This is a genomic window from Limnohabitans sp. (assembly GCF_040400975.1).
Taxonomy (GTDB): Bacteria; Pseudomonadota; Gammaproteobacteria; order Burkholderiales; family Burkholderiaceae_C; genus Limnohabitans_A.
Genome location: NZ_JBBAPF010000006.1, coordinates 26,087 through 51,199, shown reverse-complemented (window position 1 = coordinate 51,199; position 25,113 = coordinate 26,087). Strand labels below are relative to the sequence as shown.

Sequence of the window (25,113 nt, the reverse complement as noted above, 5' to 3'; positions counted from 1 at the left end):
TTTACCCCTTTTGACGAATGAGTTGAACACCGGGCGTGGCCGAGTGCTGTGGATGCTGGAGGGCCAGGCTCAGGTGCTGGCGAGCGATGCGCGAGTGCTCCCGCACCAAGGCTTCGGCGCGCCCTGCCTCGCGCTGGGCAATGGCTTGCAGCACTTGGCGGTGCTGGTGTTGGGCCACCACCAAAGTGTCGCGAACACCCGGCTTGTGGGCTTGCACGCCCACAAAACCGGAGGGCGAGGCAAACGGCCAACTGCAAGCCCGTTCGATTTCGCGTGCCAACACGCTGCTGTCGGCCATGGCTGGCAGCAATTGGTGAAATTGCGCGTTCAGGCGCACATAGCCCGAAAAAGCCTCATCGTCCAAACCCTCTTGTCGCAAGATGTGGTCAATTTGGTCCAAGCAGTGGCCCGCTTCGCTGAGCAAAGCGGGGGCGGCACCGCGCTCGGCCGCCAAGCGCGCCGCCAGCCCTTCCAGCGTGCCGCGCAGCTCGATGGCGTCGGAAACTTCCCGCTCCGAAAAAGTGCGCACCGCGTAGCCACCGTAGGGCAAGGCCAAAAGCAAACCCTCTTGACCCAGACGCATCAAGGCCGTCCGGATTGGCGTGCGTGACATGCCCAAGCGTTCGACCATCGCCAACTCGGTGATGCGTGTGCCCGCCGACAAGGTACCCGCCAAAATCAGCTCGCGCAGGCGTTGCTGGGCCTTGACGGCTTGCGAACTGCCTTCTTCAGCGCCGGGGCTGATCGCAGTCTTGTTGGCGGGAATGGGCATGCAAATCCAAAAACCAGATGAAACAGATGTGAAGCCCACAATGTATACACAAAAGCCAGAAAACCCTAGTTAAGAGCATAAAAACCATCAAAAAAAGCAATTTTGTATCCAACAAACCCTGAATGCTCTCAGAAAACGTGAATCAAAAGTCGCATGAAAAACCGCCCAGGTGCCCCAAAACGGGGCTTAGGGCGGCGACAATCAGCGCCTCAAGGAGTAAGCCAACATGAATTTCCAATTGCTGGACTTTGACTGCAGCGACGACGCCGACGGCGTGGTCTGTTGGGATGCACTGGCCCAACCCGATCCTGCTTTCAACCCGGCCTTGCTGCAAGAGGTGGTTCAGGTCTTGGTCTGGGCGCACGCCTTTGACTCCCAAGGCCCCGGCCCCCTGGAAAATGGCGCCAATTGGGACTTTGATCTTCAGGTCACCTTGCTGCCCCAAGGCCAAGCACCGCAGGTGGTGGCCCCCCGCTTTGTGCCCAGCACCGGCCAGCTGAGTCTGGTGCCTGCGCCCCCAGCCGACCAACACATGGCGCTCAGCCTGACCCTGAGCGGCACGCCAGCTTTTGTCCAAGCATTTTGTGAGCAGTTTGATCTGGCATGAGCACTGAAGGGCCTCAGCACGACCCCACAGACGCCACGGCGCCGGTGAGCTTCCGACAGGCCTTGAAGTTTTGGTTCTGGCTGGGCTGCGTGAGTTTTGGCGGGCCCGCCGCACAAATCGCCTTGATGCACGAAGAATTGGTGGTGCGCCGCCGCTGGATTTCCGAAAAACGCTACCTGCACGCATTGCATTACTGCATGTTGCTGCCCGGTCCTGAGGCGCAGCAACTGGCGACCTACACCGGCTGGTTGATGCACGGCACGCGCGGCGGTATCGCCGCAGGCGCCTTGTTTGTGCTGCCCTCTTTGGTGTTGTTGGTGCTGCTGAGCTGGGCCTACACCGCGTGGGGCAGTCACCCTTGGGGTCAAGCCTTGCTGTGGGGCCTCAAGCCTGCGGTGACCGCACTGGTTTTGCACGCGGCCTACCGCTTGGGACTGCGCACCTTGAAAGAGCGCTGGTTGTGGGCGGTGGCGACCTTGTCTTTGCTGGGCATGCTGTGGGGCCTGCCCTTTCCCTGGATCATCTTGACTGCGGCAGCGGTTGGGTTTTACATGACGCGATCGGGTGAGCCGATGTTGCCAATGACGGCTCCTTCGAGCGCGCCGGTCGCCCAAGCGCCTCCCACCGCACCCCAGCCAGATCCCGACAGCCGCCTTGCTTGGCTGAACGACGACACGCCGCCACCTACACACACCCGCTACAGCCCCCAGCGTTTACTGCGGGCATTGGGTTGGGGGCTGGGTTTGTGGGCACTGAGCCTGGGCCTGCTGGCCCTGCTGTTGGGACTGGGTCACACCCTGACGCAAATGGGCGGATTTTTCACGCAAGCGGCTTTGCTCACCTTTGGCGGCGCTTACGCGGTCTTGCCTTATGTGACGCAAGCGGCTGTAGACCAGTATGGTTGGCTGTCAGCGGCGCAAATGATGGATGGCCTGGCCTTGGGCGAGAGCACACCCGGACCTTTGATCATGGTGGTGGCGTTTGTGGGCTTTTTGGGCGGCCACAGCCAGGCCCTGCTGGGCCACCCGGTTCTTGGAGGTGTGGTGGCGGCCTGCGTGGTGACCTGGTTCACTTTTTTGCCTTCCTTTGTCTTCATCTTGGCAGGCGGCCCACTGGTCGAATCGACCCGCCAAATGCCCTCGCTGGCAGGGCCGCTGCAAGGCATCATGGCGGCTGTGATCGGTGTGATCGTGCACTTGGCGGGCGTGTTTGCCAGGCAAACCTGGTTGCCCGGCGGCTGGCACATGCTGCCCGATCTGGCGGCTGTGGCGCTCACGGTCTTGGCCACTTGGCTGTTGATCAAACAGGCATTGGGCACTGTCCAGCTGCTGTCCCTTTGCACAGCCATCGGTCTGGGGTGGCAACTGCTGGTCTAGACAGCAGTGACCGCCCTCGACGTGGAACTTCTCAATTTTTAGGATACAGGTCTGGGTACATGTCTCTGAGCATGCAGCCGCTCTCGTCACTGGAAGGAAGGTTGCCCGTGCGGCGCGCATCTTCCAACTCAGCCCGCACTTGCTCGCGTGTTTTGCATGCCACAGCAGGCTTGGGCGGGTAGGCAGAAGGATTGACTTCATTGAGCATACAACCACTCTCATCGTTGGCCGGTAGATTGCCCGTGCGTCGTGCCTCTGCCAGTTCAGCCCGCACCTGCTCCCGTGTTTTGCAAGGCTCCACCGATTTGGATGGATAGGCAAAAGGGTTGACCTCATTGAGCATGCGCCCCGATTCGTCGTTGGCAGGCAGATTGCCTGTACGGATGGCGTCCATCAGTTCGATGCGCACTTGCTCGCGCGTTTTTGGGCCGCTCGTGTTTTGCGACCAGACCTGGGTGGCACACACCGCCAAGACCCCGAAAGCCAAGGCATGGATAGAAAAATTTCGCATAAAAAATCCTTTCAATGAAAAAAACGCCTGCCATGGCCACGGCATGGAATAGATCGGTTAATCCGTGAAGCCACGACGGTTTGGATTAAAAAAGATCGATGCCGAACCGTCTGTGCGTTAATTCACCCCTTGCACACGCCAATCCACATGACCCACGAATTCCAGATCGACATCCCGCCCTCCTTCATGGCTTTGTATGTGCCACCGGGCAAAATCAAACCCACCTTGGGGCAGCGCGACCTGGCTGGGCGCTACGAGTTGTGCGAGGACTTGGCCAACTTGCTGACCGAAAAAGCCGCCAACCTCCAGTTCACGTTGGGCATCACCGAAGATTTGGTGCTGCTGCAATGCGAAACCGGCTTGTTGACCTCCCCTGCCGTGGTTACCCCTTTGGAGGCTCGCTGGGTGGTGTGCCGTTTGGCCGAGTTGCTGCAGTGGCCCATGGACCAGCTGCTGCAAGCACCCGTCGCAACTGCGCAGGAGTCTGGACTGTGAGCGGGGCACACCCCGATTTGCAGCGGCTGTTGACTGCCCCCATCTTGCCCACATTGCTGCGCTTGGCCACACCCAATGTGCTGGCCATGGTCATGTCGGTGCTGGTGGGCGTGGCCGAGATTTACTACGTGGGGCGACTGGGCACGGCGCCGCTGGCGGCCATGGCCTTGGTCTTTCCGTTTGCCATGCTCACACAGATGATGTCGGCCGGCGCCATGGGTGGCGGCGTGTCGGCGGCCATCAGCCGGGCCTTGGGTGCAGGCGACCTGGTTCGCGCACACACCTTGGTGCAGCATGCTTTGGTGATTGGCCTGGGTGCAGGCCTTTTGTACAGCCTGATCATGGTGTGGGGCGGGCCCCATTTTTATGCCCTGCTGGGCGGCCAGGAGGTGGTCCTCCAAGAAGCTGTGCACTATGGCCAGATCTTGTTTTCGGGGGCTGTGTTGGTCTGGTTGCTCAACACCTTGGCCTCGGTTTTGCGGGGCACGGGCAACATGAAAACCCCCTCGGTGGTCCTCATGGCGACCGCCGTTTTGCAAATCGTGCTGGGCGGCGTGTGGGCTTTGGGCGCTGGGCCTGTTCCCTCCATGGGCATGGTGGGCGTGGCTTGGGGGCACGTGGTGGCCACCGCGGCCGGGGTGGCCTACTTTTTGGCGTATTTGATACAAGGGCGTGGACGCTTGGGCCTGAAAGTGCAGCGCTTTGCGCTGCAAAAAACCATGTTTACCGACATCCTCAAAGTGGGCGCGATCGCCTGCCTGTCGCCGGTGCAGTCGGTGTTGGCCATTCTGATTTTCACGGGTCTGCTGGCGCAACAAGGCACCGAAGCCCTGGCCGGTTACGGCATTGGGCAACGCTTGGAGTTTTTGTTGATCCCGATCGCATTCGGCATCGGTGTGGCAGCGGTGCCCATGGTGGGCATGGCCATGGGTGCGGGCCAGGTGGACCGCGCGCGTCGGGTGGCTTGGACGGCAGGCGGCGTATCGGCTTTCAATTTGGGGGTGATCGGCGCCTTGGTCACGCTGGCCCCGGACCTGTGGGCCCGGATGTTCACCCAAGACGAAGTCGTGCTGGGTTTTGCGCGGCAATACCTGGTGACCGCGGGCCCTGCCTTTGCCTTTTTTGGCCTGGGCTTGACCTTGTACTTTGCATCCCAAGGCGCTGGACAAGTGATCGGACCGGTTTTGGCGGGCACGGCCAGGTTGGTGTTGGTGGCTGGTATTGGCTATGTGCTGGCCCAAAACCAAGGCACAGCAGACAGCTTTTACATGCTGGTGGCGGTGGCCATGGTGGCCTATGGTGTCCTGACCGCAGCGGCCATCTGGCTCACCCCATGGGGCCCAAAATCAAGGGTAATCCCCTAGATTCAAGCGTCACCCATGTAGGGACAATATGGTTATCAAGAATAACTTTATTGACCGCTGTGCCAAGCCTTCCCCGGAGCCATGAATGACCCCCTCTCCCTCTCTCGTCTCCAACCCCATCCTTGAACGCGCCGCCGCCAACGGCGTGGCTCTGGACATGCAAGGCGCTGTGGCCGTGGTGCGTTTGTGCCGCCCGGCCAAGCGCAACGCGCTGAACGATGGCCTCATCGAAGCACTGCGCGACGTCTTTCAAAACTTGCCCGCCGAAGCCCGGGCTGCGGTCATCCACGGCGAAGGCGATCACTTTTGCGCCGGGCTCGACCTGTCGGAGCTCAAAGAGCGCGATGCGGGCGAAGGCATCCACCACTCACGCGGTTGGCACGTGGCCCTGAACGCTGTCGAACAAGGCCGGGTGCCGGTGGTGGCCGCACTGCATGGCGCGGTGGTGGGCGGCGGCCTGGAGCTGGCCAGCGCCAGCCACATCCGCGTGGCCGACGAAAGCACTTTCTACGCCTTGCCAGAGGGCACACGAGGTATTTTTGTGGGCGGCGGTGGCTCGGTGCGCGTGCCCAAACTGATTGGCACCGCACGCATGGTCGACATGATGCTCACTGGCCGCGTGTACGACGCGCAAGAGGGCGAACGCGTGGGCTTTGCCCAATACCGGGTGCCCACCGGCACGGCGCTGACCAAGGCCATCGAGCTGGCCACGCGCATCGCCACCAACGCCCCGCTGACCAACTTTGCGCTCACACACGCCATGCCCCGAATTGCCGAGCAACCCGCCGACCATGGTTTGTTCACCGAAGCGTTGATGGCCTCGATCGCCCAAGCCGCTCCCGAAGCCAAAGCCCGCGTGCGCGCCTTCCTGGAAGGCAAAGCCGCCAAGGTTCAAAAATGATCCTCCAGCCCCAACGCAGGCATTGACACCATGAGCAACATCCAATTCCGGCCCCTGAAATTCGGCGTCACACGCGTCACCATCCAAGATGGCCCGCCCGGGACCCGTTATGTGCAAGCCGACCAAGCGCTGCAAGATTACCCCGACCGGCTGACCGACCGGCTGCAGCACTGGGCCCAAGTCAAGCCCCAACACACCTTCATGGCGCGGCGCGTCCCGCAAGCCGATGGCACATGGGGCGACTGGAAACACCTGAGCTACGGGCAGGCTTGGCACACCGCACGCTGCATTGCGCAAGGCCTGATTGACCGGGGCTTGAGCGTCGAGCGGCCCGTGGTCATCCTGAGCGAAAACAGTTTGGAACATGCCCTGATGGCTTTGGGTTGCATGCTCGCTGGCGTGCCTTTTGTACCGACCTCCCCGCCCTACTCATTGGTCAGCGTGGACTACGACAAACTCAAGCACGTGCTGCGCACCGTCACGCCCGGGATGGTATTTGCATCGGACGCACGCTACGCCAAAGCGATTGCCGCCACTGTGAGCCCAGACATGGAAGTGGTGATGGTCGAGGGCGGTGTGGCGGGCCGAGAGGTCACCCGTTTTGAAAGCCTGTGCGCCACACCGGCCTCCGCCCAAGTGGACGCAGCGATCGCGGCCACGGGCCCCGACACCATCGTCAAGTTCTTGTTCACCAGCGGCTCCACCAAACTGCCCAAAGCCGTGATCAACACGCAACGCCTGTGGTGTTCCAACCAGCGTCAAATGGCCCAGTCCATGCCCGTGTTGGCCGAACAAGAATTGGTCTTGGTGGACTGGCTGCCTTGGAACCACACCTTTGGCGGCAACCACAACTTTGGCATGACGGTCTTCCACGGCGGCACCTTGTACATCGACGACGGCAAGCCCACCCCGGCCCTCATCCCCGAAACCTTGCGTAATCTGCGCGAGATCGCCCCCACGGTGTATTTCAACGTCCCCACCGGCTTCGATGCGATTGCCAGCGCCATGAAAACCGACGATGCGCTGCGTCAAACCTTGCTGTCGCGGGTTCAGATGTTCTTTTATGCAGGCGCAGCCCTGGCCCAGCCGATTTGGGACAGTTTGTACGAATCGCAAGAGCGCGAAGTCGGCGAGCGCATCGTCATGACCACCGGTTTGGGCATGACCGAATCCGGGCCCTTTGGCATTTTTGTGACCAACCCCAACGTCAAGGCGGGCGACCTGGGCGTACCGACGCCAGGCATGGCGCTGAAGTTGGTGGACATGGATGGCAAAACCGAGGTGCGCTACCGTGGCCCCAATGTCACCCCAGGCTATTGGCGCGCGCCGCAAGAGACAGCCGACGCTTTTGACGAAGAAGGCTTTTTCAAAACCGGCGATGCCGTCCAGTGGATCGACGAGGCGAACCCGCACTTGGGTCTCAAATTTGACGGCCGGATTGCCGAGGACTTCAAACTGGCCACAGGCACCTTTGTCAGCGTGGGCCCTTTGCGGGCCAAGATCATCTCGTTGGGTGCGCCCTACATCCAAGACGCGGTCCTGACCGGCATCAACCTCACTGAAGTCGGCGCGATGATTTTCCCCACGCCGGCGGTGCGCAGTTTGTGCGACTTGCCCGCTGGCGCGTCTTTGGCCGATGTGTTGGCTTCGCCCGCCGTGCTCGCGAAATTCCAGGACATCGTGAATGAGCTGGCCAAAACCGCCACCGGCAGCGCCAACCGCATTGCCCGGCTGTGCCTGCTGAGCGAGCCCCCCACCATCGACAAAGGCGAGATCACAGACAAAGGCTCGATCAACCAGCGCTCGGTGCTGGCACACCGGGCCGACATGGTGGCCGCTTTGCACGCAGATGGCTTGCCCAACATCCTCCAACCCCAATGATCCCCTGTAGGAGCCCACACCGTGGGCGATGAGCCACCAGTCAAACCGAATGGCATCGCCCACAGGGGTGGGTTCCTACAAAATACAGAAAGAAAATCATGAGCTTCAAAGGATTTTTCAACGCGTTTGCCGATGTGTGGATGCACGAGGGTGTTCGTACGCCCATGGTCGATTACTGCGGCGCTTTGGGTCACATTTCGCCCACCGACTTGGGCATCAAGGCCGCCCGTGAAGCTTTGAAACGCGCTGGCATCGCCGCCACCGAGATCGGCTCGGTCATCACTGGCAACATGGCCCCGGGCGACTTCGACCAGTTTGTGCTGCCGCGCCATATTGGCCTGTACGCCGGGGTGCCGCAAGAGGTGCCCGCCATCATGGTGCAGCGCATCTGTGGCACTGGTTTTGAGCTGTTCCGCCAAGCGGGCGAGCAGATCGAAGCGGGCGTGTGCGAGGCTGCACTGGTGGTCGGTACCGAGAGCATGACGCGCAACCCGATCGCCGCCTTTGACCACCGCACCGGCTTCAAGCTGGGCGCGCCCGTGGGCTTCAAGGACTTCATGTGGGAAGCCCTGAAAGACCCGGCCGCCGGCATCAACATGATCCAGACCGCCGAGAACCTGGCCAAGAAATACGAGATCACCCGTGAAGAGGTGGACCAGTTCGCCTCGGACTCGTTTGCCAAAGCTGTGGCCGCGCAGGCCGCAGGTTTTCATGCGGGCGAAATCGTGCCCGTGGTCACTGAAAAGTTTGAACTGGAAGGCTACATCCCTCGCGGCATCAAGCTGCAAGGCAAAGTGACCGAGGTCAGCGCCGACACGCACCCGCGCATCTCGCCTGCCGATATATTGGGCAAGCTCCGGCCGGTGTATGAGGGCGGCGTGCAGACCGGTGGCAACAGCTCGGCCCTGGTCGATGCGGCGGCCGCTTGCGTGGTCACATCCGGTGCGTATGCCAAAGCCCAAGGCAAAAAACCGATGGCCCGCGTGGTCGCCGCTGCGGCCGTGGGCGTGCCGCCCGAAATCATGGGCATCGGCCCCGCCCCCGCCATCCGTTTGCTGCTCGAGCGCACCGGACTGAAGTTGTCCGATATTGGCCGCTTCGAAATCAACGAAGCGCAAGGTGCGCAAACGCTGGCGGTGGCCAAAGATCTGGGCCTGGATTTGACCAAGCTCAACGTCAACGGCGGCGCGATTGCACTGGGCCACCCCCTGGCCGCGACCGGCGTGCGCCTGACCATCACGCTGGCGCGTGAGTTGCAACGCAGCGGTTTGCGCTACGGCATCTCGAGCGCCTGCGTGGGCGGCGGGCAAGGCATTGCCCTCTTGATCGAGAACCCCGAAGCGGCATGACCCTCCACGGGGTGGGCTCCTACAAAAAACGACATCCAAAGGAACTGACATGAACATCCAAGGACAAGCAGCATTGGTCACCGGCGGTGGATCGGGGCTGGGCGAGGCCACGGCCCGCGAACTGGCCCGCCTGGGCGCCAAGGTCGCGGTGCTCGACCTGAACATGGCCAACGCTGAGCGCGTGGCCGCCGAGATTGGCGGCGTTGCAGTTCACTGCAACGTGAGCGATGCAGACAGCATGGCCCAAGCCATCCAGACGGCTGCCGCCGCCCACGGTCCCGCCCGCATCCTGATGCAGATCGCCGGCATCGGCACCGCCAAGCGCGTGGTCGGCAAAGACGGCAAAGCCGCGCCTTTGGAAGAGTTTGCCAAGGTCATCAACGTCAACCTGATCGGCACCTACAACGCTGCGCGCTTGTTTGCCGAAGCCTGCGCCCAACTCGATCCCATGGAAGACGGTGCGCGTGGCGTGATGGTCTTCACCGCCTCGGTCGCAGCCTTTGATGGGCAAGTGGGCCAGCAGGCTTACAGCGCCTCCAAGGCCGGCGTGGTGGGCATGACCCTGCCCATGGCGCGCGATCTGGCGCAACACGGCATCCGCGTGTGCACCATCGCGCCCGGCTTGTTCAAGACCCCTTTATTGGCCAGCTTGCCCGAACCGATCCAGCAATCTTTGGCGGCCAGCATCCCCTTCCCTGCACGCTTGGGCAAGCCCAGCGAATTTGCCGAACTGGCCTGCCACATCGTGCACAACGACCACCTGAACGGTGAAGTCATTCGCCTCGATGGCGCGCTGCGCATGGCCCCTCGCTGAAAGTCCATCATGAGCAAAACCGTTGTATACGACGTGCAGGTGGTATTCGGTGACTGCGACCCCGCAGGCATCGTCTTCTTCCCGAATTTTTCCAAGTGGATGGACGCGTCATCACTTAACTTCTTCATGAAGTGCAGCATCTTGCCCTGGCGCGAGCTGGTCAAGACGCGCGGCATCATCGGCACACCGCTGTTGGAGATCAACACCAAATTCATCCGCCCCGCCACCTATGGCGAAACCATTCAAGTGCTCACCAGCGTGCAGGAGTGGCGCGAGAAAGTGTTTGTGCACAAACACGTGGTGATGCGGGGCGATACGGTGCTGTGCGAAGGCACCGAAGTGCGCGCTTTTTGCATCAAGCACCCCGAAGACCCGGACCGCATCAAAGCGATTCCAGTGCCTGAAGACATCAAGGCTTTGTGCAGCTGAGCCTGAGGCCAGCGCACCCGCCACCATCACCCGCCCAAAGCCCCGGTCGATCATGAACACCTACCAAGCCTGCACCGACGACATGCAATTTCTGCTGTCCCGCGTTTTGAACGCGCCTGACCAGTTGCAAGCCCTGCCCGCCTTTGCCGAGGTGGACGCCGACTTGATGCAGCAGGTGCTGGGTGAAGCGGGCAAGTTTGTGGGCGAGGTGATCGCCCCGCTCAACCGCGACGGCGACGAGATCGGCGCCCAATGGAAAAACGGCGTGGTCACCATGCCACCCGGCTTCAAGGCCGCTTACCAGTCCTTCTGGCAATCGGGCTGGCCTGCGTTGGCATCCAGCACCGAAGACGGTGGCCAGGGCCTGCCCACGGTGCTCGAAGCCATGCTCTACGAAATGCTGTCGGCCGCCAACCACGGCTGGACCATGGCCCCCGGCCTTTTGCACGGCGCTTACGAATGCATCAAGCACCACGCCAGCGACGAACTCAAAGCGCAATACTTAGAAAAAGTGGCCACTGGCGAATGGCTGGCCACCATGTGCCTGACCGAGCCGCATGCCGGCTCTGATTTGGGCCTGGCCCGCACCAAGGCGGTCCCTCTGCCCGATGGGAACTACGCCGTCAGCGGTACCAAGATTTTCATCTCAGGTGGCGAGCACGACCTGACCGACAACATCGTGCACCTGGTGCTGGCGCGCCTGCCCGATGCGACCCCCGGCCCCAAAGGCCTGTCGCTGTTTCTTTGCCCTAAGTTCTACCCCGACGGCTCACGCAGCCGGGTGCATTGCGACCGCATTGAAGAAAAAATGGGCTTGCATGGCAGCCCCACCTGCGTGATGCGCTTTGACGAAGCAGTCTCTTCAATAGTGGGCGAACCGGGCAAGGGCCTGAACGCGATGTTCGTGATGATGAACGCCGCTCGCCTGCATGTGGCCCTGCAAGGCATTGGCCTGCTGGACGCCGCCTGGCAAAAGGCCGACGCCTATGCGCAAGAGCGCCGCCAGATGCGAGCGCCGGGCAAAGGCAAATCGGCAGCTGAAGCAGACTTCATCGCAGAACACCCCGCCATGCGCCGCATTCTGGACACGCAGCGCGCCTGGGTCGATGCCGGTCGCGTGCTGGCTTACCGCACGGCGCTCGAACTCGACCTGATCAAACACAGCCCTGATGCGGCGACGCAAGCCGCCGCCCAGCGCTGGTGTGCGCTGGTCACGCCGGTCATGAAATCGGTGTTCACGCACCAAGCTTTTCATGGCGGCAGCGACTGTCTGCAGGTCTTTGGCGGCCACGGCTATGTGCGCGAATGGGGCATTGAGCAAATCGTGCGCGATGCCCGCGTGGCCATGATTTACGAAGGCACCAACGAAATCCAGGCGATTGACCTCTTGGTGCGCAAAGTGCTGGCCGATGGCGGCAGCGGCATGAATGCCCTGCTCGACAGCCTGCAAGCCGACTTGCCGCCTGGGGCCAAAGTCAGCACGCAGGCGGGCGCACGCCTTCAGACCCTGCGCGCCATCACCGCACAAATTGTCAAAACCGCCCCACAAGACGCAGCCCTGGCCTACCGGGTGGCCGACGACTACCTGCGCGCCGTGGCGCTGGTGTTGATGGACTGGGCCTGGTTGCGCATTGAAGCCGGTGTCGACGACAACACGCCCAACGCCCCAACACGCTGGCGAGCTCCGGCCCAAGCCCTGCGCAGCTGGGTGCTGCCCGAATTCCAGATGCGCACATTCATCATCGTCCAGCAGTGCACAGCGGCGGCATAATTCGCCCACCATGCCCCGCACGTCCAAAACGACACCCCCATCTTCTGTGAGCCACACGAGTGGTCAATTGCCCGCCACTCCTTCTGGAAATTGCGCCGTAGAGGTGGTGGACACCGGTTACCTGCAGACCCTGATGGGCTACAACGCCCGCCGGGCAGCGCTGAGCATCATCGAGGTATTTTTGAAGCGGCTGGCCCCCTACGGACTCAAACCTGTGGATTTTTCGGTCATGTCCACCATTTGCCACAACCCGGGTGTGACCTCGCGCCAACTGTGCAACACCTTGAGTTTGTTGCCCCCGAATTTGGTGGGTCTGATTCAGTCGCTCGAATCTCGGGGCTTGATTGAGCGCAGACCGCACCCCCACGATGGCCGGGCCGTGGGCCTGCATGCCACCCCCAAGGGTCTCGAGTTGATGGCTCAGGCCGAACAAACGGCGACCGAACTGGAAGCCGAAAAAACCGCGAAATTGACACCTGCACAGCGCAAAACTTTGTTGAGCCTGCTGCAAAAAATTTACCTTTGATTTGTCGAAAGCGTGAACCATGACACACACCAGCCTGCCTGTAGATGCGCACCAAGCTTTGCTGATTGGCCGTTTGTGGGTTCCCGGTCAAGGTGCCCATGTGGTGGCCGTCACGCCTCTCGAGGTGCTGGATTTGTCAGGCCTGGCGAGCACCTGCAGTGCCTTGTTGGACTTGCCCGATGTGGCCAAGCGGGTCCGCGCCCATCTGGCTTCGGGTCAGGCCAAAACGCTGGCCAGTACCGCCGAAACCCTGGCCCACAGCGATGCAGCTCAGCGCGCTGAAGCTCAAGCCTGGTTCATGGCCCCCTGCGACCTGCAAGCCATCAAAGCCGCCGGCGTGACTTTTGTCGCCAGCATGCTCGAGCGCGTGATCGAAGAACAAGCCCGCGGCGACGCCAGCCGCGCCGAAGCGGTGCGCCAGGCGGTGGTGGCCGTGATTGGCGAAAACTTGCGCAATGTGGTGCCCGGCTCGCCTGAATCGGCCCAACTCAAGGAGGTGCTGCTGGCCAAGGGCATGTGGTCGCAATACCTGGAAGTGGGCATCGGGCCGGACGCCGAAATCTTCACCAAGGCCCAACCCATGAGCGCGGTCGGCAGCGGCTCACAAGTCGGCATCCACCCGGGCAGCCAGTGGAACAACCCCGAGCCCGAAATCGTGCTGGCGGCCAATTCACGCGGTGAGGTGGTGGGGGCCTGCTTGGGCAACGACGTGAACCTGCGCGATTTCGAAGGCCGCAGCGCCTTGCTGCTGGGCAAAGCCAAGGACAACAACGCCAGCTGTGCCATTGGCCCCTTCATCCGCCTGTTTGATGACCACTTCAGCATCGACGATGTGCGCCAGTGCGACCTGAGCCTCAAGGTGCAAGGCCCCGAAGGCTTTGTCATGCAAGGCAGCAGCGCCCTCAGCCAAATCAGCCGCGACCCGCTCAATCTGGTGGGCCAGGCCATGGGCAAGTACCACCAGTACCCGGACGGCATGATGCTGTTTTTGGGCACCATGTTCGCCCCCACGCAAGACCGACACGGCCCCGGCCAGGGCTTCACCCATGTGGTGGGCGATGTGGTCAGCATCTCCACACCGCCATTGGGCACCTTGGTCAACCAGGTCACCACCTCGGACTTGGCGCCCCCATGGACCTACGGCATCCGCGCCTTGATGAACGATCTGGCCAAGCGCCACAGCAAGGCCTGAGCCCGCCCCACTGGGGGCTGGCATAATTTTGGGTTTTCCACATGCTGGCGTCTTTTCAAGACATCGGACCTTTTCTGACAGGAACTTCTCCATGAACACCACCCCATCCGGCCTGCAATACGAAGACACCGTTGTCGGTGAAGGCGAAGTGGCCACAGCGGGCCAAGATGTCACCGTGCACTACACCGGCTGGCTCTACAAGGACGGTCAGCAAGGCGCCAAATTCGATTCCAGCCGTGACCGCCGTGATCCGTTCGTGTTCGGCTTGGGCGCTGGCATGGTCATCAAAGGCTGGGACGAAGGCGTGGCCGGCATGAAAGTCGGCGGTCAGCGTACCCTGATCATCCCGGCCGAGCTGGGCTATGGCGCCCGTGGCGCTGGTGGTGTGATCCCCCCCAACGCCACCTTGAAGTTCGATGTGGAGCTGCTGGCCCTCGATTGAGCACAAATCGCACCGGCTGCGGCACAACCCGCCTTTGGGTGGGTTTGATCCACCTACCCGCCTTTGGGCCGGTTTGATCGATCTACCCGCCTTTGGGCGGGTTTTTCTTGGGCCGCTTTTGCGCTATTTTTGGGGCCTGTGACCTGCAAAGCCCCCCTTGAAGCCTGAAACAACGCCCCTATTTAGAACGGGTATTCATTTTTTGCGGACATTGTTCATGTCAGAAGCCACACCCCAACAAGACCCCAAGCCCCTGAGTGACGAAGAATTGGCTGCAGCTGCCGCCATGACCGCCACCGACCCACTGGCCGATGCCCAAGCTGAGCTGGCGAACCTGAAGGCGCAAAACGCCGATCTGGCCGACCAGTACCTGCGCGCACAGGCCGATGTGCAAAACGCCCGGCGCCGCGCCGATGACGAAATCGCCAAGGCCCGCAAATTTGCGGTGGAAGGTTTTGCCGACAGCCTGCTGCCTGTGCTCGACAGCCTGGAAGCCGGTTTGGCCATACCCAACGTGACGATTGAGCAAATCCGCGAAGGGTCAGAGGCCACGCTGCGCCAACTCAAAAGCGCGCTGGAACGCAATAAAGTGGTCGAAATTGCCCCTCCTGCGGGCACCAAGTTCGACCCGCACCACCACCAGGCCATCAGCGTTGTGCCTGCCGAACAAGAAGCCAACACCGTGGTCTCGGTCTTGCAAAAGGGCTACCAAATTGCCGACCGCGTGCTGCGCCCGGCTTTGGTGACGGTCACTGCACCCAAATAAGCCAAAACCTTTTGTGGCGTGTGGGGACTTGAAAAGCCTATCCCCCGCCCCACTTGCAAACCATCTGTACTTTTAACCAATTTCGGAGCATCAACATGGGAAGAATCATCGGCATTGACTTGGGCACCACCAACTCTTGCGTGGCCATCATGGAAGGCAACACGACCAAAGTGATCGAGAACGCAGAAGGCGCTCGCACCACACCGTCCATCATTGCTTACCAAGAAGACGGCGAAATTTTGGTGGGTGCATCGGCCAAGCGCCAGGCGGTCACCAACCCCCGCAACACTTTGTACGCGGTCAAGCGTCTGATCGGCCGCAAGTTCGCCGAGAAAGAAGTCCAAAAAGACATCGATCTGATGCCTTACACCATTGCCAAAGCCGACAATGGCGACGCTTGGGTGGAAGTGCGCGGCAACAAGTTGGCCCCGCCCCAGATCAGCGCTGAAATTTTGCGCAAGATGAAGAAGACCGCCGAAGACTACCTCGGCGAAGAAGTGACCGAGGCCGTGATCACGGTGCCCGCTTACTTCAACGACGCCCAACGCCAGGCCACCAAAGACGCTGGCCGCATCGCCGGCCTGGACGTCAAGCGCATCATCAACGAGCCCACCGCTGCCGCCTTGGCCTTTGGCCTGGACAAGCAAGAAAAGGGCGACCGCAAGATCGCTGTGTATGACTTGGGTGGCGGCACGTTTGACGTGTCCATCATCGAAATCGCCGACGTGGACGGTGAAAAGCAGTTCGAAGTGTTGTCCACCAACGGCGACACCTTCCTGGGCGGCGAAGACTTCGACCAGCGCATCATCGATTTCATCATCGCCGAGTTCAAGAAAGAATCTGGCGTGGACTTGGCCAAAGACGTGTTGGCCCTGCAGCGCCTCAAAGAATCCGCTGAAAAAGCCAAGATCGAGCTGTCCAGCTCGGCGGCCACCGACGTCAACCTGCCCTACATCACGGCCGACGCCACCGGCCCCAAGCACCTGAACATCAAGCTGACCCGTGCCAAGCTGGAGCAACTGGTGGAAGAGCTGATCGAGCGCACCATCGCCCCTTGCCGCATGGCGATCAAGGACGCTGGCGTATCGGTGGGCGAGATCGACGACATCATCTTGGTGGGCGGCATGTCGCGCATGCCCAAGGTGCAAGAGAAGGTCAAAGAGTTCTTCGGCAAAGAGCCCCGCAAGGACGTGAACCCCGACGAAGCCGTGGCCGTGGGCGCTGCGATCCAAGGCCAGGTCTTGTCCGGCGACCGCACCGATGTGCTGCTGCTCGACGTGACGCCTTTGTCTTTGGGCATTGAGACCATGGGCGGTGTGATGACCAAGATGATCACCAAGAACACCACCATCCCAACCAAGTTTGCACAGACCTTCTCAACTGCGGAAGACAACCAGCCGGCCGTGACGATCAAGGTGTTCCAGGGCGAGCGCGACATCGCTTCGGGCAACAAGTTGCTGGGCGAGTTCAACCTCGAAGGCATCCCGCCGGCAGCCCGTGGTACTCCCCAGATCGAAGTGTCTTTTGACATCGACGCCAACGGCATCTTGCACGTGGGCGCCAAGGACAAAGGCACCGGCAAGGAAAACAAGATCACCATCAAGGCCAACTCCGGTCTGTCTGAAGCCGAAATCCAGCAAATGGTGAAAGACGCCGAGCTGAACGCGGTGGAAGACAAGAAAAAGCTCGAACTCGTGCAAGCCCGCAACGCTGGGGAAGCCGCTGTGCACAGCGTCAAAAAGAGCTTGACAGAACACGGCGACAAAATCGAAGCGACTGAAAAAGAAGCCATCGATGCCGCAGTCAAGGACCTCGAGGAAGCTTTGAAAGGCGAAGACAAAGATGCCATCGAAGCCAAAACCGAAACCCTGATGACGGCCAGTCAAAAGCTGGGTGAAAAAGTGTATGCCGATATGCAAGCGCAGCAAGCTGCAGCCAGTGCCGGTGCTGCCGCTACCGATGCCAAGCCGCAAGACGACAATGTGGTGGACGCAGAAGTCAAGGAAGTCAAAAAGGGCTAACACCTCACCCTCTGCGGCTTGGCCGCAGTCCCGCCGCGCAAGCTGATTCAGCCCCCTGAATCGCCTTCGCGGCGTTCTTGTTCTAACGGTTGGATTGCCTCATGGCCAAACGAGATTTTTACGAAGTGCTGGGCGTTGCCAAAAACGCTTCTGACGATGACATCAAAAAGGCTTATCGCAAGCTGGCGATGAAGTATCACCCTGACCGCAACCAGGGCGAAGATGCCAAAGCCAAAGAAGCCGAGGGCAAATTCAAGGAGGTCAAAGAGGCCTATGAAATGCTGTCGGACGCGCAAAAACGTGCGGCCTATGACCAGCACGGCCACGCCGGGGTCGACCCTAATATGCGCGGTGGTGCCGAGGGCTTTGGTGGTTTTGGTGACGCCTTTGGTGACATCTTTGGCGACATTTTTGGTGGCCAAGGCCGCGGTGGACGCGGGGGTGGACGTCAAGTTTTTCGTGGCGCAGACCTCAGTTACGCCATGGAAATCACGCTGGAAGAAGCGGCCAACGGCAAGGACTCACAGCTGCGCATCCCGAGCTGGGAAGCTTGCGACACCTGTAACGGCAGCGGCGCCAAACCCGGCACCAGCGTTAAAGCTTGCGGCACTTGCCACGGCCAAGGTCAAGTGCAAATGCGCCAAGGCTTTTTCAGTGTCCAACAAACCTGCCCCACCTGCCGTGGCACGGGCAAGATCATCCCGGAGCCTTGCGGCACCTGCCACGGGCAAGGCAAGCTCAAAAAACAAAAAACCCTGGAAGTCAAAATTCCTGCCGGCATCGACGACGGCATGCGCATCCGCAGCGCGGGCAATGGCGAACCCGGCACCAATGGCGGGCCTCCGGGCGACTTGTTCATCGAGATCCGTCTGAAAAAGAACGAGATCTTCGAGCGCGATGGCGACGACCTGCATTGCGCCGTACCGATCAGCTTTTCCAAAGCGGCTCTGGGCGGCGAGATCGAAGTGCCCACTTTGGGCGGCAAAGCGGCCATCGACATCCCCGAAGGCACCCAGACGGGCAAACAGTTCCGCTTGCGCGGCAAGGGCATCAAGGGCGTGCGCGGCAGCTACCCAGGCGACCTGTATTGCCACATCACGGTCGAGACGCCGGTCAAGCTCACCGAGCACCAAAAGAAACTGCTCAAAGAGTTTGAGGAGTCGCTCTCCAAAGGTGGCGGCAAACACCAGCCCAGCGGCGAAACCTGGACCGATAAGTTGAAGGGCTTCTTCGGGGCTTGAGTCTGGGTGGGTATGTTAGGCCGTGCGAGAGGGGCTGCGGCGGGTTCCTCATGGCGGGTACGCAAAAATCGTCACCCGCCGCAGCCCCTCTCGCACTTCGGGATGCATTGGCAGGTCGGTTCATTCGTTGATGCAAGTCAAACCCTGCACCAGCCAATGCCGTGAACATGGGCCCATGAGCGCCACCATCACCTTCCTCGGCGGAGCAGACACCGTCACCGGCTCCAAGTACCTGATCGAGCACCACCAAAAGCGGATGCTGGTCGATTGCGGGCTGTTCCAAGGCTACAAACAGCTGCGCTTGCGCAACTGGAGCCCCCTGCCCGCCAACCCGGCGCACATCGATGCGGTGGTGCTGACCCACGCGCACCTGGACCACAGCGGGTATTTGCCTTTGCTGGTGAAAAACGGGTATCGAGGTCGGGTGCATGCCACCTCGGGCACATGCGACCTGGCCAGCATCTTGCTGCCCGACAGCGGGCACATCCAGGAGGAAGACGCTTTTTTTGCCAACCGACACGGCTTTTCCAAACACGCCCCTGCCTTGCCGCTCTACACCAAGCAAGAGGCCATCCACTGCCTCAAACAATTGCACCCCGAGCGCCAGGGCCAGTGGTTCGAGCCCATCCGGGGCTGGAAAGCCCGCTTTCAGCCCGCAGGGCACATCTTGGGTGCGGCCAGCTTGCTGCTGGATGTGGGCGGGCGGCGCATTCTGTTTTCTGGCGACTTGGGCCGTCCCGATGACCCGCTGATGAACCCGCCTGAGCCGCCGCCACAGGCCGACACGGTGCTGATCGAATCGACCTATGGTGACCGCCAGCACCCCCAAGAAAAGCTGTTCGAAGAACTCGGGGCACTGCTGAAAAAACTGGCGGCTCGAGGCGGTGTGGCCGTGGTGCCGGTATTTGCCGTTGGGCGGGCGCAGGCTGTGCTGCACACCATTGCGCAGCTTAAGGCCGCGGGCGAAATACCCAAAGGTTTGCCGATTTTTCTGGACAGCCCGATGGCGATCCACACCACGGCCTTGTTCGAGCGTCACCCGGGCGAGCACCGCCTGAATGTCCAAGAAGTGCGCAACATGGACCATGTGGCCACCATGCTGGAAACACCTGAACAATCCAAATCACTGATGCACCGACACGGCCCCATGGTGATTCTGGCGGCCAGTGGCATGGCCACCGGAGGGCGTGTCTTGCACCACTTGGCGCAATACGCGGGCGACCACCGCAACATGGTGATCTTGACCGGTTACCAAGCCCCGGGCACACGGGGCGCGTCGCTGGCCAGTGGTCGCAGCACCATTCGCATCCACGCACAAGATGTGGCAGTCAGGGCCGAAGTGGCGCAAATCGAGTCGGCCTCGGCGCACGCCGATGCCAACCAACTGCTGAGTTGGCTGCACAAAATGCCCAGCGCACCCGGACAGGTCTATGTGGTGCACGGTGAGCGCGAAGCGTCCGACATGCTGCGCCAGCGCATCGAGCATGAGATCAAATGGCGCGCCTTGGTGCCTGAGCAGGGCTCGGTCTGGCCGCTGTAAGGTGGCTCAGAGAAAACGGTCCAGCAGTTTGCGCGAGTGTTTGTCCATGGCCGCCAGGTCTCGGATCATGTACTGCACACCGTCGGCGTCGTTGATCAGCAGCACCGTGCCCGTCAAGCGGCGAATGTCTTCCTCGCCTTTGAGTAAAAACCGGGCCGTGCCGCGATCGGTTTGGACCGTCCAGGTGCTGGGGGTTGCAAAACTGCTGACACTTTCCAGCCGATCGATGACGGGCAAAAATTCCCGCTCGGACAAGGCTTGCAGCACACGCGATTGCAAGTCGGCGGGCAAATCACTCAGGGCATCCACCCAAATCAGTTCATGCCCTTCTGCATCCATCAGCGCCACGCCCCCTTGGGGCGAAGTGACAGGATACGCCCGCAAGGCCGTGACGGGCGCGTGCTGGGCACCATCGGGCATGAGCAGCACCCATTGGCCAAAAGCATCGCGTTGCAAATCAAATGTGTTCATGCGAGCACCTTCTGTTCGAGACCACCGCCCAAGACCGTCTCGGCCTCGGCTTGGCGCTGCTGCGCTTCGTACAAGCGCCAATAAGCGCCCTCGGCGGCGATCAACTCATCGTGCGAGCCCTCTTCCACCACGACACCTTTGTCCATCACCACCAAACGGTCGGCTTTGCGCAGGGTCGACAAGCGGTGTGCAATCGCGATCGTGGTGCGGCCCCTGACCAAATTGTCCAGGGCCCGCTGGATTTCCTTCTCGGTCTCGGTGTCGACCGCCGAAGTGGCCTCGTCCAAAATCAAAATGCGGGGGTTGATCAACAAAGCGCGGGCGATCGAGATGCGCTGACGCTCGCCACCCGACAGACCTTGCCCCCGCTCGCCCACCAAGGAGTCATAAGCTTGCGGCATGCGCATGATGAACTCATGGGCGTGTGCCGCCCGCGCAGCAGCCACGATGTCTTCACGGGTAGCGCCTGGTTTGCCATAGGCGATGTTGTCCGCGATAGTGCCGAAAAAGAGAAAAGGCTCCTGCAAAACCAAGCCAATTTGACTGCGGTAGTCGGCGATTTTCAATTGCCGAATGTCGGTGCCATCCAATTCAATCGACCCATCGGTCACATCGTAAAAGCGACAAATCAGGTTGACCAAAGTGCTTTTGCCAGAGCCACTGTGCCCCACCAGACCAACCATTTGGCCCGGCAAGATGTCCAGGTTCAACTGCCGGATCACGGCCCGGTTCCCATAGCGAAAGCCGGCATCGCGCACCGTGATGCGACCCTGCACGCGCTCAGGCAAAGCGACTGGCCGAACGGGCTCGGGCACGCTGGAAACATGGTCCAAGATGTCAAAGATGCGCTTGGCACCCGAAGCCGCTTTTTGCGTGTGCGAGACGATGCGGCTCATGGTGTCCAAACGGCCATAAAAGCGGCCGATGTAGGCCAAGAAAGCCGTCAACACTCCCACGGTGATTTGGTCGCGTGACACCAACCAAATGCCAAAACCCCACACCACCAACAAGCCCACCTCGGTCATGAGGGTGACGGTGGGTGAAAACAAGGCCCAAACACGGTTCAAGCGGTCATTCACCAGCAGGTTGTGCTGGTTGGAATCTCTGAACCGCTTGGACTCGCGGTCTTCTTGTGCAAAGGCCTTGACCACCCGGATGCCAGGGATGGTGTCGGCCAACACATTGGTCACCTCGGCCCAAACGCGGTCTATTTTCTCAAAGCCCGTGCGCAAGCGTTCACGCACCAGGTGAATCAGCCAAGCGATGAACGGCAGGGGCAGCAAAGTCACCAAGGCCAAGGTGGGGTTGATCGTGAACAAGATGACCGCGGTCATCAAAATCATCAGCACATCGGTCGCAAAATCCAGCAGGTGCAGCGACAAAAACACATTGATGCGGTCTGTTTCATTGCCGATGCGGGCGATCAAGTCACCGGTACGGCGATCCCCAAAATACTCCAAGGACAAATTCAACAAATGGTCGTAGGTGGTCGTACGCAGATCGGCCCCAATGCGCTCGGACACCAAAGCCAAAATATAGGTTTTGGCCCAACCTAAGCCCCAAGCCAGTAAAGCTGCGCCGAACAGGCCCAACAAGTAAAGTGACACCAGACCCGAGTCGATGGCCACCCCGTTTTGGTAGGGAATCAACACCTCGTCCATCAGGGGCATGGTCAGGTAAGGGGGCACCAAGGTGGCTGCGGTGGAGGCCAAGGTCAGCACAAAGCCCGCGAACAAAGACTTTTTGTAGGGCTTGGCAAAACGCCAAAGCTTCAGCAGCGTCCAGGTCGATGGGGGTGTAAGGTCTTCGCGACCACAGCTCGGACACTCGTCATTGTCCTCTCGCATGAGCGCTTGGCACACAGGACACACGGCAACCGACAAACTTTGCTGCAACGGTATGCCATTGCCCGAAAGTTGAGCCTTCTGGTTATCAAACTGGGCGGCCCAGCGGGCGGCCGCCGATTGCAAGCCTAAAGTGAACCGCCACACGGCCAGTTGCCCGGCTGGCGAAACCAATGCCAAAGTTCCCACTCCAGCGTGATCGCTCAGCTTGAGGCTCAAATCTGGCTGCAGTGGCCAGCTTTGCCAAGTTTTTTGCACGCCCGAACCAAACAAGACCCTTTGATCGGTCAAAATCACCACGCTTTTGACGAAAAACAATTTCTCATCAAGGTCAACCTCCAGCCCTGCTGAAACGTTTTCTTGGGGTTGAAGAATGGTGTGAACTTCTGCTTGCCAAGCCTCTGGAATTCCAGGAAGCGCCGAAACTGAAGCAGGTGTTGGAATCATGTCAAAAAACCGCAGTGTGCCCGTCACGCAGATGGTGCGGAGCGAGAATGAAAACCCTTGATCTGGCCCACTGCTTCCACAAGATTGCCCATGTTCAATTTGAATCCTGATTTTTCAGCGCACTTGAAGGCCAATGCCACAATCGGCAGTTCATTGTATCGCCGCACCTTTTGCATATGAGTCCCAAAAATATCGAATTTCTGCGCATGACGTATTTGCGCGGACCCAACATCTGGACCTACCGCTCGGTGATGGAAGCCCTGATCGACATCGGGGAGCTGGAAGACTTCCCCTCCAACCTGCTGCCTGGCTTCAATGAGAGACTCAAAGCCTGGTTGCCTCTGATGATCGAGCACCACTGCACCCCGGGTGTTCGTGGTGGTTTTTTTCAACGCCTGGACACGGGCACCTGGGCTGGACACATTCTGGAGCACGTCAGCCTCGAATTGCAAACCCTCGCAGGCATGCCCATGGCCTTTGGCAAAGCGCGAGAAGCCGGTCCGCGTGGTGTGTACAAAGTGGTGATCCGCACAGACAATGAAACCGTGGGCAGAAAGTCGCTCGAACTCTCGCGCGAGCTGATTTTGGCCGCCATCCACGACACCCCATTTGATGTGCCTGCCGCCGTGTCTCAACTGGCGGCATCGGTCGATGCTTTGCACGTGGGCCCCAGCACCTACAGCATCGTTGAGGCGGCCTATGCCCGTCGCGTGCCTTTCATCCGGCTGAATGTCGGCAACCTGGTTCAGTTGGGCCATGGCGTCAAGCAACGCCGCATCTGGACGGCCGAGACCGACCGGACCAGCGCCATTGCCGAGGGCATCTCCAGAGACAAAGACCTGACCAAAAAACTCTTGGCCATGTGCGGCGTGCCCATTCCCGAAGGTCAAGTGGTGGACAGCCCAGCTGCTGCCTGGATCGCTGCACAAGAGATCGGTTTGCCCGTTTGCGTGAAACCCAGTAATGGCAACCGTGCACGCGGGGTGTCGCTTGACCTGAGCACACAAAGCGAGATCGAAACCGCTTATGACATTGCCTTGGCCCAGGGCCGTGATGTCATCGTTGAGCGCTTTGTCCGTGGCTCTGAGCACCGTTTGCTGGTGGTGGGCGACCGCATGATTGCCGCATGCCGCGGAGAAGGTGCCAGCGTCACCGGCGATGGCCAACACACTGTGCGCGAACTGGTAGAGCGCCAAATCAATTCAGACCCCCGACGCGGCAGTGTCGGCAGCTTGCCCCTCGAATTGGTGGTCTTGGCAGACAACAGCCCAGAAGTGCTGGAACTCGCTCGCCAAGGCTTGACCATCGACAGCGTACCCGCTTTGGGTCAGTCGGTGCTGGTCAAACGCACCGGCAACATGACCACCGACATCACCGATGTGGTGCACCCCGATGTAGCTGCTCAGGCGGTTTTGGCCGCGCGTGTGGTGGGCTTGGACATCGCAGGCGTGGATGTGGTGACCCCCGACATTTGCCAACCCCTGGGAACTCAGGGCGTGGTGGTTGAAGTCAATGCAGGCCCCAGCCTGTTGATGCACCTGAACCCTGCCGAAGGTCAGCCGCGACTGGTTGGTCAAGCGATTGCCGAACACCTCATCTCGCCCACTGAGACGGGCCGAATTCCAGTGGTCGGCCTGATGGGCGATGGCGACACCACCAAAAGTGCAAAACTGATCGCCTGGCTTTTGCATTTGCAAGGCCTGTTCACCGGTCTGGCTTGCGCTGAAGGCTTGTATGCCAACCAACGTTGCCTCTTCAAAGGCAATGCCATGGACTTTGACCAGGCTGAGCGTTTGCTCATCAACCGCTCGGTTGAAGCCGCCGTCTTTGAAAGCGATGCCCGCCATCTGCTCACCCAAGGTTTGGCCTATGACCGCTGCCAAGTCGGCATTGTCACTCACATGCCCAAAGCAGCACCTCTGGCAGATTTGTACCCAGGGCCTGACGAAAAAATGCCCAGCTACATCCGCACCCAAATCGACTTGGTGCTGCCCACTGGCTATGCCGTTTTGAATGCCGAGGATGAGGCGGTGGCTGATCTTGCCGAATTTTGCGACGGGAGTGTGATCCTTTTTGCATCCGATGAGCATCAAGAACGGCTGCAGGCCCACCTGAAAGAAGGCGGACGCGTGGGCTTTTGGCGCGATGGCCAGTTGATTTTGGCCGAAGGCGCTGCAGAGCAGTCGGTGTTGTCCGTTCAGCGTCCCGGGGTGTCACGTTTGCTCAAAAACAACTTGCTCGGCACCCAAGACATGCTTGTGGCTGCTTGTGCGGCCTGGGCCATGGGCATGGATGCAGACCTGATTCGCGCCGGTGTCAAAAGTTACGGCCAAATCCCGGCAGCCTGAATCGG

At 60.4% G+C, this 25,113-nt stretch carries 22 protein-coding genes; 18 read left to right on the top strand and 4 right to left on the bottom strand.

Going from position 1 to position 25,113, the window contains the following annotated elements; translation table 11 throughout:
* Window position 1: 1 nt before the first annotated feature.
* Window positions 2-772, bottom strand: coding sequence for a GntR family transcriptional regulator (locus ABWQ00_RS05705; protein ID WP_353237715.1), 771 nt, complete (start codon window positions 770-772; stop codon window positions 2-4).
* Between the two features lie 226 nt (window positions 773-998).
* On the opposite strand from ABWQ00_RS05705, the gene ABWQ00_RS05700 reads away from it, so the two are divergent.
* Window positions 999-1,379, top strand: coding sequence for a hypothetical protein (locus ABWQ00_RS05700; RefSeq protein WP_353237714.1), 381 nt, complete (start codon window positions 999-1,001; stop codon window positions 1,377-1,379).
* A complete protein-coding gene (locus tag ABWQ00_RS05695) occupies window positions 1,376-2,755 on the top strand; it encodes a chromate transporter (protein WP_353237713.1) in 1,380 nt (459 codons plus the stop codon). Before ABWQ00_RS05700 ends, ABWQ00_RS05695 begins: the two co-directional genes overlap by 4 nt.
* A 31-nt stretch (window positions 2,756-2,786) precedes the next feature.
* Here the strand turns inward: ABWQ00_RS05695 and ABWQ00_RS05690 are convergent, their stop codons facing one another.
* Complete coding sequence (locus ABWQ00_RS05690; RefSeq protein ID WP_353237712.1) at window positions 2,787-3,266, bottom strand: DUF4148 domain-containing protein; 480 nt, start codon at window positions 3,264-3,266, stop codon at window positions 2,787-2,789.
* A 147-nt stretch (window positions 3,267-3,413) separates the two neighbouring features.
* Here ABWQ00_RS05690 and ABWQ00_RS05685 point away from each other — a divergent pair, with 147 nt between their 5' ends.
* From ABWQ00_RS05685 to ABWQ00_RS05615, 15 genes are all read left to right on the top strand, one after another.
* Complete coding sequence (locus ABWQ00_RS05685; RefSeq protein ID WP_353237711.1) at window positions 3,414-3,761, top strand: ATPase with chaperone activity; 348 nt, start codon at window positions 3,414-3,416, stop codon at window positions 3,759-3,761.
* A 29-nt stretch (window positions 3,762-3,790) separates the two neighbouring features.
* Complete coding sequence (locus tag ABWQ00_RS05680; RefSeq protein WP_353237710.1) at window positions 3,791-5,125, top strand: MATE family efflux transporter; 1,335 nt, start codon at window positions 3,791-3,793, stop codon at window positions 5,123-5,125.
* 85 nt (window positions 5,126-5,210) lie between these two features.
* Window positions 5,211-6,026 carry a crotonase/enoyl-CoA hydratase family protein gene (locus ABWQ00_RS05675; protein ID WP_353237709.1) on the top strand — a complete coding sequence of 272 codons (816 nt, stop codon included), beginning with the start codon at window positions 5,211-5,213 and terminating at the stop codon, window positions 6,024-6,026.
* Window positions 6,027-6,056: 30 nt separating this feature from the next.
* Window positions 6,057-7,907: a feruloyl-CoA synthase gene (locus ABWQ00_RS05670; protein WP_353237708.1), complete on the top strand. Its 1,851-nt coding sequence runs from the start codon at window positions 6,057-6,059 to the stop codon at window positions 7,905-7,907.
* Window positions 7,908-8,005: 98 nt separating this feature from the next.
* Complete coding sequence (locus ABWQ00_RS05665) at window positions 8,006-9,256, top strand: thiolase family protein (RefSeq protein ID WP_353237707.1); 1,251 nt, start codon at window positions 8,006-8,008, stop codon at window positions 9,254-9,256.
* Between the two features lie 49 nt (window positions 9,257-9,305).
* A complete protein-coding gene (locus tag ABWQ00_RS05660) occupies window positions 9,306-10,070 on the top strand; it encodes an SDR family NAD(P)-dependent oxidoreductase (RefSeq protein ID WP_353237706.1) in 765 nt (254 codons plus the stop codon).
* Window positions 10,071-10,079: 9 nt separating this feature from the next.
* Window positions 10,080-10,499, top strand: coding sequence for an acyl-CoA thioesterase (locus ABWQ00_RS05655; protein WP_353237705.1), 420 nt, complete (start codon window positions 10,080-10,082; stop codon window positions 10,497-10,499).
* Window positions 10,500-10,551: 52 nt separating this feature from the next.
* Window positions 10,552-12,270, top strand: coding sequence for an acyl-CoA dehydrogenase family protein (locus ABWQ00_RS05650; RefSeq protein ID WP_353237704.1), 1,719 nt, complete (start codon window positions 10,552-10,554; stop codon window positions 12,268-12,270).
* A gap of 10 nt (window positions 12,271-12,280) precedes the next feature.
* Complete coding sequence (locus ABWQ00_RS05645; RefSeq protein ID WP_502908082.1) at window positions 12,281-12,796, top strand: MarR family winged helix-turn-helix transcriptional regulator; 516 nt, start codon at window positions 12,281-12,283, stop codon at window positions 12,794-12,796.
* A gap of 19 nt (window positions 12,797-12,815) precedes the next feature.
* A complete protein-coding gene (locus ABWQ00_RS05640) occupies window positions 12,816-13,988 on the top strand; it encodes a fumarylacetoacetate hydrolase family protein (RefSeq protein ID WP_353237703.1) in 1,173 nt (390 codons plus the stop codon).
* Window positions 13,989-14,079: 91 nt separating this feature from the next.
* A complete protein-coding gene (locus tag ABWQ00_RS05635) occupies window positions 14,080-14,430 on the top strand; it encodes an FKBP-type peptidyl-prolyl cis-trans isomerase (RefSeq protein ID WP_353237702.1) in 351 nt (116 codons plus the stop codon).
* 217 nt (window positions 14,431-14,647) lie between these two features.
* Window positions 14,648-15,196 carry a nucleotide exchange factor GrpE gene (gene grpE / locus ABWQ00_RS05630; RefSeq protein WP_353237701.1) on the top strand — a complete coding sequence of 183 codons (549 nt, stop codon included), beginning with the start codon at window positions 14,648-14,650 and terminating at the stop codon, window positions 15,194-15,196.
* Between the two features lie 95 nt (window positions 15,197-15,291).
* Window positions 15,292-17,217: a molecular chaperone DnaK gene (gene dnaK, locus ABWQ00_RS05625; protein WP_353237700.1), complete on the top strand. Its 1,926-nt coding sequence runs from the start codon at window positions 15,292-15,294 to the stop codon at window positions 17,215-17,217.
* A gap of 101 nt (window positions 17,218-17,318) precedes the next feature.
* Window positions 17,319-18,458 (top strand): molecular chaperone DnaJ, encoded by a 1,140-nt coding sequence (gene dnaJ, locus ABWQ00_RS05620; protein ID WP_353237699.1) that lies wholly within the window; start codon window positions 17,319-17,321, stop codon window positions 18,456-18,458.
* A gap of 175 nt (window positions 18,459-18,633) precedes the next feature.
* Window positions 18,634-19,998 carry an MBL fold metallo-hydrolase RNA specificity domain-containing protein gene (locus ABWQ00_RS05615; RefSeq protein ID WP_353237698.1) on the top strand — a complete coding sequence of 455 codons (1,365 nt, stop codon included), beginning with the start codon at window positions 18,634-18,636 and terminating at the stop codon, window positions 19,996-19,998.
* 6 nt (window positions 19,999-20,004) lie between these two features.
* Here the strand turns inward: ABWQ00_RS05615 and ABWQ00_RS05610 are convergent, their stop codons facing one another.
* Both ABWQ00_RS05610 and ABWQ00_RS05605 read right to left on the bottom strand, forming a co-directional pair.
* Window positions 20,005-20,469 (bottom strand): cyanophycin metabolism-associated DUF1854 family protein, encoded by a 465-nt coding sequence (locus ABWQ00_RS05610; protein WP_353237697.1) that lies wholly within the window; start codon window positions 20,467-20,469, stop codon window positions 20,005-20,007.
* On the bottom strand, window positions 20,466-22,760 hold the full coding sequence (locus ABWQ00_RS05605; protein WP_353237696.1) for a cyanophycin metabolism-associated ABC transporter: 2,295 nt from the start codon (window positions 22,758-22,760) through the stop codon (window positions 20,466-20,468). The genes ABWQ00_RS05610 and ABWQ00_RS05605 overlap by 4 nt, the downstream gene beginning before the upstream one ends.
* A 176-nt stretch (window positions 22,761-22,936) precedes the next feature.
* Here ABWQ00_RS05605 and ABWQ00_RS05600 point away from each other — a divergent pair, with 176 nt between their 5' ends.
* Window positions 22,937-25,108: a cyanophycin synthetase gene (locus tag ABWQ00_RS05600; RefSeq protein ID WP_353237695.1), complete on the top strand. Its 2,172-nt coding sequence runs from the start codon at window positions 22,937-22,939 to the stop codon at window positions 25,106-25,108.
* Window positions 25,109-25,113: the final 5 nt, after the last annotated feature.

What these genes read in the sequence shown, in the direction of transcription:
- ABWQ00_RS05660 (WP_353237706.1), top strand. Translation starts at nt 9,306, where the DNA reads ATGAACATCCAAGGACAAGCAGCATTGGTCACCGGCGGTGGATCGGGG.
- ABWQ00_RS05695 (WP_353237713.1), top strand. Translation starts at nt 1,376, where the DNA reads ATGAGCACTGAAGGGCCTCAGCACGACCCCACAGACGCCACGGCGCCG.
- ABWQ00_RS05615 (WP_353237698.1), top strand. Translation starts at nt 18,634, where the DNA reads ATGAGCGCCACCATCACCTTCCTCGGCGGAGCAGACACCGTCACCGGC.
- ABWQ00_RS05670 (WP_353237708.1), top strand. Translation starts at nt 6,057, where the DNA reads ATGAGCAACATCCAATTCCGGCCCCTGAAATTCGGCGTCACACGCGTC.
- ABWQ00_RS05705 (WP_353237715.1), bottom strand. Translation starts at nt 772, where the DNA reads ATGCCCATTCCCGCCAACAAGACTGCGATCAGCCCCGGCGCTGAAGAA.
- ABWQ00_RS05655 (WP_353237705.1), top strand. Translation starts at nt 10,080, where the DNA reads ATGAGCAAAACCGTTGTATACGACGTGCAGGTGGTATTCGGTGACTGC.
- ABWQ00_RS05605 (WP_353237696.1), bottom strand. Translation starts at nt 22,760, where the DNA reads ATGATTCCAACACCTGCTTCAGTTTCGGCGCTTCCTGGAATTCCAGAG.
- ABWQ00_RS05700 (WP_353237714.1), top strand. Translation starts at nt 999, where the DNA reads ATGAATTTCCAATTGCTGGACTTTGACTGCAGCGACGACGCCGACGGC.
- ABWQ00_RS05690 (WP_353237712.1), bottom strand. Translation starts at nt 3,266, where the DNA reads ATGCGAAATTTTTCTATCCATGCCTTGGCTTTCGGGGTCTTGGCGGTG.
- ABWQ00_RS05645 (WP_502908082.1), top strand. Translation starts at nt 12,281, where the DNA reads ATGCCCCGCACGTCCAAAACGACACCCCCATCTTCTGTGAGCCACACG.
- ABWQ00_RS05600 (WP_353237695.1), top strand. Translation starts at nt 22,937, where the DNA reads ATGAGTCCCAAAAATATCGAATTTCTGCGCATGACGTATTTGCGCGGA.
- ABWQ00_RS05640 (WP_353237703.1), top strand. Translation starts at nt 12,816, where the DNA reads ATGACACACACCAGCCTGCCTGTAGATGCGCACCAAGCTTTGCTGATT.
- ABWQ00_RS05675 (WP_353237709.1), top strand. Translation starts at nt 5,211, where the DNA reads ATGACCCCCTCTCCCTCTCTCGTCTCCAACCCCATCCTTGAACGCGCC.
- ABWQ00_RS05650 (WP_353237704.1), top strand. Translation starts at nt 10,552, where the DNA reads ATGAACACCTACCAAGCCTGCACCGACGACATGCAATTTCTGCTGTCC.
- ABWQ00_RS05610 (WP_353237697.1), bottom strand. Translation starts at nt 20,469, where the DNA reads ATGAACACATTTGATTTGCAACGCGATGCTTTTGGCCAATGGGTGCTG.
- dnaK (WP_353237700.1), top strand. Translation starts at nt 15,292, where the DNA reads ATGGGAAGAATCATCGGCATTGACTTGGGCACCACCAACTCTTGCGTG.
- ABWQ00_RS05665 (WP_353237707.1), top strand. Translation starts at nt 8,006, where the DNA reads ATGAGCTTCAAAGGATTTTTCAACGCGTTTGCCGATGTGTGGATGCAC.
- dnaJ (WP_353237699.1), top strand. Translation starts at nt 17,319, where the DNA reads ATGGCCAAACGAGATTTTTACGAAGTGCTGGGCGTTGCCAAAAACGCT.
- ABWQ00_RS05685 (WP_353237711.1), top strand. Translation starts at nt 3,414, where the DNA reads ATGACCCACGAATTCCAGATCGACATCCCGCCCTCCTTCATGGCTTTG.
- ABWQ00_RS05635 (WP_353237702.1), top strand. Translation starts at nt 14,080, where the DNA reads ATGAACACCACCCCATCCGGCCTGCAATACGAAGACACCGTTGTCGGT.
- grpE (WP_353237701.1), top strand. Translation starts at nt 14,648, where the DNA reads ATGTCAGAAGCCACACCCCAACAAGACCCCAAGCCCCTGAGTGACGAA.